5 protein-coding genes, 1 rRNA gene and 1 riboswitch are annotated in these 8,068 nt (G+C 39.8%); of the genes, 4 read left to right on the forward strand and 2 right to left on the reverse strand.

Annotated features, from left to right (window positions below):
• Window positions 1-131 precede the first annotated feature (131 nt).
• Window positions 132-926 (reverse strand): YqhG family protein, encoded by a 795-nt coding sequence (locus tag E1I69_RS01200; protein WP_136377814.1) that lies wholly within the window; start codon window positions 924-926, stop codon window positions 132-134.
• Complete coding sequence (locus tag E1I69_RS01205; protein WP_136377815.1) at window positions 904-2,595, reverse strand: DEAD/DEAH box helicase; 1,692 nt, start codon at window positions 2,593-2,595, stop codon at window positions 904-906. Before E1I69_RS01205 ends, E1I69_RS01200 begins: the two co-directional genes overlap by 23 nt.
• Window positions 2,596-2,892: 297 nt before the next feature.
• Window positions 2,893-2,986, forward strand: a riboswitch (glycine riboswitch).
• A 308-nt stretch (window positions 2,987-3,294) separates the two neighbouring features.
• Here E1I69_RS01205 and gcvT point away from each other — a divergent pair.
• The 4 genes from gcvT to E1I69_RS01225 form a co-directional block, all read left to right on the forward strand.
• Window positions 3,295-4,425 carry a glycine cleavage system aminomethyltransferase GcvT gene (gcvT, locus tag E1I69_RS01210; protein WP_136377816.1) on the forward strand — a complete coding sequence of 377 codons (1,131 nt, stop codon included), beginning with the start codon at window positions 3,295-3,297 and terminating at the stop codon, window positions 4,423-4,425.
• 27 nt (window positions 4,426-4,452) lie between these two features.
• A complete protein-coding gene (gcvPA, locus tag E1I69_RS01215; RefSeq protein WP_136377817.1) occupies window positions 4,453-5,799 on the forward strand; it encodes an aminomethyl-transferring glycine dehydrogenase subunit GcvPA in 1,347 nt (448 codons plus the stop codon).
• Window positions 5,792-7,252, forward strand: a complete 1,461-nt coding sequence (gene gcvPB, locus E1I69_RS01220) for an aminomethyl-transferring glycine dehydrogenase subunit GcvPB (RefSeq protein ID WP_136377818.1) — start codon at window positions 5,792-5,794, stop codon at window positions 7,250-7,252. Before gcvPA ends, gcvPB begins: the two co-directional genes overlap by 8 nt.
• Window positions 7,253-7,567: 315 nt before the next feature.
• Window positions 7,568-8,068: ribosomal RNA gene (locus tag E1I69_RS01225) — 16S ribosomal RNA — on the forward strand; the annotation flags it as partial.

Genomic DNA, 8,068 nt, shown 5'->3' on the forward strand with positions numbered 1-8,068 from the left:
TAATGTATAACGAAATTCTATCACGATTTTTTGTAATTTTTCCGATGAAATGCAAGGTATTTGTCGAACGATTTTTTATAAAAAACCCTAAAAAAATGTAACCTACCCCCAAAAATGAGGATAGGCCTATTTCAAATCGCGTTTTGACAAAGATAAAACAATCCACCATTGATAATTTCGACAAGAACTTTCGGTTCGTATTGGTCCTTTAGTGCTTCTTTTTCAATTTCATAGCTTTCAGGTTTTTCATCGATTCCCTCATAAAAGGCATCTAACAGAGCTAAATCCTCGTCCCATCTTTGCCTCGCTTCATCTGCCCATGCATGATCCTGTGATTCAACGAAGCCTCTCACATATTGTTGAAGACGATTGACACCACTTTGCGGCTTGACGAGTGGCGACATCGTATACGTTAAATCAGGAATTTTTGGTGTGAGTGGTAGTTCTTCTAGTTTATCCTGAAAATCCTCAACAATGATCCCGTTGATTAGCTGTAAGCCTAGTGACATTAACACATCACGCTTACGGTCACTTTTATAGGAAACTTTCACATTTAACCCAAGCCATGGGAAAAGGGGGGTATTTCCTTGAGCGCCCGGAGGTTTTTGTTGATACAATCGAATATAGCTTGCTAGCTTTTTCGTTGATTCAAAAATTTGATGCAAGCGGGGAGCGCCAAAATGGATAAAGTCCCCCTTAACATTGTCGGGCGTTTGATCCCGATCCGTAATTAATGTAAGTTTCATCGGATTCGGTTCTCCACCTGTCTTTTCAACATAAGTCCAATAAAAGGGGCGGTTCATGAGTTGCTTATCCAAATCAATTGTCAATTGCACGGTCATATATCCAGGATGTCGGTCAAGAATTTCACAATGATTGGATACAAAATATTTCTCTAGAAAATTAACGATTTCCTGTTGCTGCACGCTGCTCACCACCGTTTTGTTCTTCAAAGCTAATAATCGAAGTTAAATTTTCCATTTTAATCCTCATTTCACCCTCGCTGCGAGAGCGAAGCATGATATCTTGAATGTGATCTTCAATATTACCGAGATCAAGTCTTGTTAATATATCGTCTAGTTGACCGATGACACGCTCAAACAGATTAATTTTTTCATATAATAGCTTTAAAATATGCTCTTCAACCGTGTTCTTCGTTGCAAAATTATAAATATGAACATCTTTTTCCTGACCAAGACGATGGATACGCCCAATGCGCTGTTCAAGTCTCATCGGATTCCAAGGAAGGTCATAGTTGATAATATGGTTACAGAATTGCAGGTTAATTCCTTCGCCACCAGCCTCAGTTGCAATCAAAACCTGGAACTTTCCTTTAAACAATTCTCGCATCCAATCCTTTTTCCCACGCTTGAATCCACCTCTAAACGGAACCGATGATATTCCATTTTGCTGAAGGAACCATTGCAAATACATTTGCGTTGCGCGATATTCTGTAAAAATGATGACTTTATCATCAATTTGTTTGATTAATTCTACTGCTTTCTCAGCCTTTGAATTCTGCGTGACCTGTTCAACCTTTTTCATGAGTCCCATCACCATATCTCCAGGTACCCCAGCACTGCCATCCTCATTCTTCTTCTCAAGCATCTTTTTCAATGTAAAATAGACGGCCTCGCGACTACTGCATGCCTCTCTTTGCAAAGTTAGAATGGAGAACATGCTCGACGCAAAGCCTGATAAGCTAGACCGATAGGCAGAAATCGCATCATATAGCTCCTGTTCAGTCTCTGAGAACTCAATTGGCACGGTTTCAACCTTCCGTTTTGTCCACTCAATACCTGTGTCATCCCGGCGATTACGTATCATCACCTTATTGACCAGTTCTTTCAAATGCTCATGATCATCTATCGAGCGGCTCTTTTTCCCGAAAGATTCCTCAAAATTTTCCTGGTTACCTAAATGACCTGGTTTAAGTAACGACACAAGGTTAAAGATCTCATCAATTCTGTTTTGAATAGGAGTAGCTGTTAATAGTAAACAAAACTTCTTTTTTAGATTCTGAACAAATTCATAGTTTTTCGTTTTACTGTTTTTAAGCTTGTGAGCCTCGTCAATGATGATTAGATCGTAATCCTGCTCGTACACAATTTCCCGATGTGGACTCCTTTTAGCAGTATCTATGGATGAAACAATGACATCATATTGCTCCCACATATAGCTCTTTTTCTGCTGAACCGCGGGAATATAAAATTTTTGATTTAATTCCGAAGCCCATTGGGATACAAGGGAGGCTGGAACAAGAATCAAAACCTTCTTTACAAGACCGCGAATCATATATTCTTTTAAAATCAGGCCTGCCTCAATTGTTTTTCCAAGCCCTACCTCATCGGCTAAAATGGCTTTTCCATTCATTTTTTCAACCACCTGCTTCGCAACCTCAAGTTGATGGGGAAGTGGCGTTAACTGTGGTAAATGCTTTGGAGCCTGAAGACCCTCGAATTCAGGTATCGACTGGTGTTTTTCTACTTCATATGCAAGTTTGTATAACTCCCAGTTCGCCCAAGGACCGTCATCGTCAATTCTTTGCAAAAAGTCACCTTGCCACGACTGATCAAATTCAAAATCGACATTCATATTTTCACAGTCCTTTCTTAGTTGAGTATGATATTTATATAGAAAAAACAGAACTCCTCTTCAAAACCCGAACGTTTTATTAAAAAAATAAATTAATGTTAAGAAAATAATATATTGCCCAAATCGCTGGATGATGGTAGGATGAAGGTAGTTCGAAAACGCTTCTCTTTGTTTTAAACAAGGGTTTAGCGTTCTATCTTTTTTAAAAAAAATGAAAGTTTTTGGGCTGGATATGATAAATTTTCCATAGTCATTTCGTTAGTGTTACCAAAAAAATGAAAAATATGAAGACCGCGAATGATAACAAGGGGAGAGACTATATTTTTGTAGCGCCGAAGGAGCAAGCAAGGACAATTGTGAATCTCTCAGGCAAAAAGACTCTTGTTTGACGCAACTCTGGAGAGAGCCGGTGAATTGAGGGGTATTAGAAGCGAGAAGGTCAAGGAAGTGAAGTTTTGAGGACCAGAGCGTATTAAAAAATACGTGAGGACCGGAAAAACGAAACTGACGAAGAGATTCGAAGCTTATAATGACCCGCTTGGCCACCAAAGGGGCAAACCTATTATGCTTTTCATAAGTGAAATGGGTAAACTTTCAGGTGCAAGGACAGAGACTTCACAATGCCGTGGAGTTTATCTGTCCTTTTTTGCGTTTTCAGAATCTTTCGGTTTTGTAACAGGGCCCTAAATACCAATCTAAATGAGGAAATGTGAAGGAGGAATCGGGTTGACAGAATTAAAACGAACACCATTATTTGATGAGTATCAAAAGCATGGCGCCAAAACCATTGATTTTGGTGGATGGGATCTCCCAGTCCAATTTTCAAGTATTAAAGAAGAGCATGAAGCTGTTCGTACAAAAGCAGGTCTTTTTGACGTTTCCCACATGGGTGAAATCGACGTAAAAGGAAAAGACAGCTTAGCATATCTTCAAAACTTGATGACAAATGATGTTTCAACTTTAAAAGATAGCGCAACACAATACACAGCAATGTGCTATGAAAACGGTGGAACAATTGATGACCTACTTATCTATAAAAAATCCGATGAACATTACTTACTAGTTGTAAATGCCTCAAATACAGAAAAAGATTTTGAATGGTTGAAAGAGCATGTCTTTGGCGATGTAGAAGTAGTCAACATTTCAAACGAGATTGGACAACTTGCACTTCAAGGACCATTAGCTGAAGCTGTTTTACAGAAACTAACAAATACAAGTTTAAATGAAATTAAATTTTTTAAATTCCAAGACGAAGTTGAAATTGCAGGAAAGAAAACACTTGTTTCAAGAACGGGCTATACAGGTGAAGATGGTTTTGAAATATATTGCCAAGCTGAAGATACTCCTATCTTATGGAATGCCATATTAGAAGCTGGTGAACCAGAAGGGGTATTACCTTGTGGATTAGGTGCGCGTGATACATTGCGCTTTGAAGCTAATCTTGCGCTTTATGGACAAGAACTATCTAAAGATATCACACCAATCGAAGCTGGCATCGGTTTTGCCGTGAAACCTAATAAAGAAGCTGACTTTATTGGGAAAACAGTTTTAAAACAGCAAAAAGAAGAGGGAGCTCCTCGAAAAATCGTGGGAATCGAAATGATTGATAAAGGTATTCCACGTCATGGCTATGAAGTTTATGTTGGTGACGATCAAGTGGGTGAAGTTACAACAGGAACACAGTCACCAACCCTTCAAAAAAATATTGGTTTAGTACTTATTAAAACGGAGCATGCCGAACTAGGAAGAGAAGTTGAAGTTCAAGTTCGTAAAAAGCGTCTTAAAGCAGTTGTGGTGGCAACACCTTTTTATAAGCGACCAAAAAAATAAACGGAGTTGTGGGAAAGGGGTACATTCATGAAACATCGTTATTTACCAATGACGGAACAAGATAAAAACGAAATGCTTCAAGCAATCGGCGTATCCACAGTCGATGAGCTTTTTAGTGATATTCCAGAAAGTGTTCAATTTAAAGGTGAATACAAGATCAAGAAGGCGAAATCAGAGACTGCGTTAATGAAAGAACTTTCTGCACTTGCTGCGAAAAATGCTGATTTACGTCACAATGCTTCGTTTTTAGGGGCAGGTGTATACGATCACTATATGCCAGTTATTGTCGACCATGTTCTTTCACGTTCAGAATTTTATACAGCTTATACACCCTACCAACCTGAAATTTCACAAGGTGAACTACAAGCCATTTTTGAATTCCAAACGATGATTTGTGAGCTAACAGGCATGGATGTAGCAAACTCTTCGATGTATGATGGTGGAACAGCTTTAGCTGAAGCTGCAATGCTAGCTTCTGGCCATACAAAAAAGAAAAAAGTACTCGTTTCTCAAGCGGTACATCCTGAGTCTAGATTGGTTCTAGAAACCTATGCAAAGGGTCAATACATTGAAGTTGTGGAAGTCCCAACTAAGAATGGTGTAACAGATGTTAATGCACTAAGCTCTTTAATGGATGACGAGGTAGCTTGTGTTATCGTTCAGTATCCAAATTTCTTGGGCCAAATTGAACCTTTAAAAGAAATCGAAGCAGTCGCTCACACCGGAAAAAGCATGTTTGTTGTATCAAGTAATCCATTAGCACTTGGAGCTTTAACACCTCCAGGAAAATTTGGTGCTGATATCGTGGTTGGGGATGCACAGCCATTTGGGATCCCAGCTGCGTTTGGTGGACCTCACTGTGGATATTTCGCGGTTACATCAAAATTAATGCGTAAAGTACCAGGCCGTCTAGTTGGTCAAACAGTTGATGAAGAAGGAAAACGTGGCTTTGTATTAACACTTCAAGCGCGTGAACAACATATTCGTCGTGACAAAGCGACATCAAATATTTGCTCAAACCAGGCCTTAAACGCACTAGCAGCATCTGTTGCCATGACAGCCTTAGGTAAAAAGGGTGTAAAAGAAATTGCAACTCAAAACATCCAAAAGGCCTCCTATGCAAAGCAACAATTTAAAGAAAATGGTTTCGAAATCCCATTTGAAGGTCCATTCTTTAATGAATTTGTTGTTAAAGTTGGTAAGTCTGTAAAAGACGTAAATGCACGTTTAATAGAAAAAGGACTGATCGGTGGATATGATTTAGGCCGTAATTACCCAGAACTTGAAGGGTATATGTTAGTGGCGGTAACTGAGCTTCGTACAAAAGAAGAGATTGATACTCTTGTAAAAGAATTGGGGGATAGCCATGAATAAGCAAGATCAACCATTAATTTTTGAACTATCAAAGCCAGGTCGAATTGGTTATAGTTTGCCAGAACTAGACGTACCTGATGTAATTCTCGATGATGTTATCCCTAGTGACTATCTACGCGAAGAGGAGCCGGAGCTACCAGAAGTATCAGAACTAGATATCATGCGTCATTATACTGCCTTATCCAAACGTAATCACGGGGTGGATTCAGGATTTTATCCACTAGGATCATGTACAATGAAATACAATCCAAAAATTAATGAAAATGTGGCTCGCTATAATGGATTTGCTCACATCCATCCTTTACAAGACGAGAGTACAGTTCAAGGTGCGATGGAGTTAATGTATGATCTCCAAGAGCATCTAAAAGAAATTACAGGAATGGATGAAGTAACCCTTCAACCAGCGGCAGGTGCACATGGTGAGTGGACTGGATTAATGATGATCCGAGCATATCATGAAGCAAACAATGATACTGCTCGTACAAAAGTAATCGTTCCAGACTCAGCACATGGTACAAACCCAGCGTCTGCAACAGTAGCAGGTTTTGAGACAATTACAGTAAAATCTGGTGAAGACGGACTTGTAGATTTAGAAGATTTACGTCGAGTAGTTGGACCAGACACTGCTGCATTGATGCTCACAAATCCTAATACTTTAGGTCTTTTTGAAGAAAACATTCTAGAAATGACAGAAATCATCCATTCAGCTGGTGGTAAAGTATATTATGACGGAGCAAACCTAAACGCGGTATTAAGTAAGGCTCGCCCTGGAGACATGGGATTTGACGTTGTTCACTTAAACTTACACAAAACATTTACGGGTCCACATGGTGGTGGCGGTCCAGGATCAGGTCCTGTTGGCGTGAAGGAAGATTTAATTCCATTCCTACCAAAACCGGTACTTGTTAAAACAGAGGAAGGTTATCATTTCGATTACAACCGACCACAATCAATTGGTCGCGTAAAACCTTTCTATGGAAACTTTGGAATCAATGTTCGTGCATATACGTACATTCGTTCAATGGGTCCAGATGGTCTTAAAGCTGTAACAGAAAATGCTGTTATTAATGCAAACTACATGATGCGTCGTCTAGCACCATATTTTGACCTACCGTATGATAAACACTGTAAGCACGAATTCGTTTTATCTGGCAGACGTCAAAAGAAATTAGGGGTTCGTACATTAGATATTGCAAAACGATTACTCGATTTTGGCTATCATCCACCAACCATCTACTTCCCATTAAATGTGGAGGAATGTATGATGATTGAACCAACTGAAACAGAATCTAAGGAAACACTGGATGACTTCATCGAAGCCATGATTCAAATTGCAAAAGAAGCAGAAGAGAATCCAGAAATTGTTCAAGAAGCACCACACACAACGGTTGTTAGTCGACTAGATGAAACATTAGCAGCAAGAAAACCTGTTTTACGTTATCAAAAACAATAAACATTATATAGAAGAGATTCATCCTGTTTTGGATGAGTCTCTTTTTTTACCATTATTTACCGTGGTTAAAAGTATTGAAAAAGGAATGGGGGGCTGTTAATATAGATTAAGTCATCACGACAACGTGATTGATTGCATAACAACTTTTAAAGAAGAAAATTGTTTTTGAAAAAGTTGTTGACACAAATGATTAATAGATGATATATTAATAAAGTCGCTTTTGAGCGGCGGGTTAAAAAGTTCTTTGAAAACTGAACACAGTACAAGCGTCAACGTTAATTCTAAGTAACAAAACTTATTGAGCAATCAATACTCTTATTGGAGAGTTTGATCCTGGCTCAGGATGAACGCTGGCGGCGTGCCTAATACATGCAAGTCGAGCGAACCTGAGGGAGCTTGCTCCCAAAGGTTAGCGGCGGACGGGTGAGTAACACGTGGGCAACCTGCCTGTAAGACTGGGATAACTTCGGGAAACCGGAGCTAATACCGGATAATATACGAGACCACATGGTCTTATATTAAAAGATGGCTTCTCGCTATCACTTACAGATGGGCCCGCGGCGCATTAGCTAGTTGGTGAGGTAACGGCTCACCAAGGCAACGATGCGTAGCCGACCTGAGAGGGTGATCGGCCACACTGGGACTGAGACACGGCCCAGACTCCTACGGGAGGCAGCAGTAGGGAATCTTCCGCAATGGACGAAAGTCTGACGGAGCAACGCCGCGTGAGCGAAGAAGGTCTTCGGATCGTAAAGCTCTGTTGTTAGGGAAGAACAAGTATCGTTCGAATAGGGCGGTACCTTGACGGTACCTAAC

The organism is Bacillus timonensis (genome assembly GCF_004799755.1).
Lineage (GTDB): Bacteria > Bacillota > Bacilli > Bacillales > Bacillaceae_L > Ferdinandcohnia > Ferdinandcohnia timonensis_A.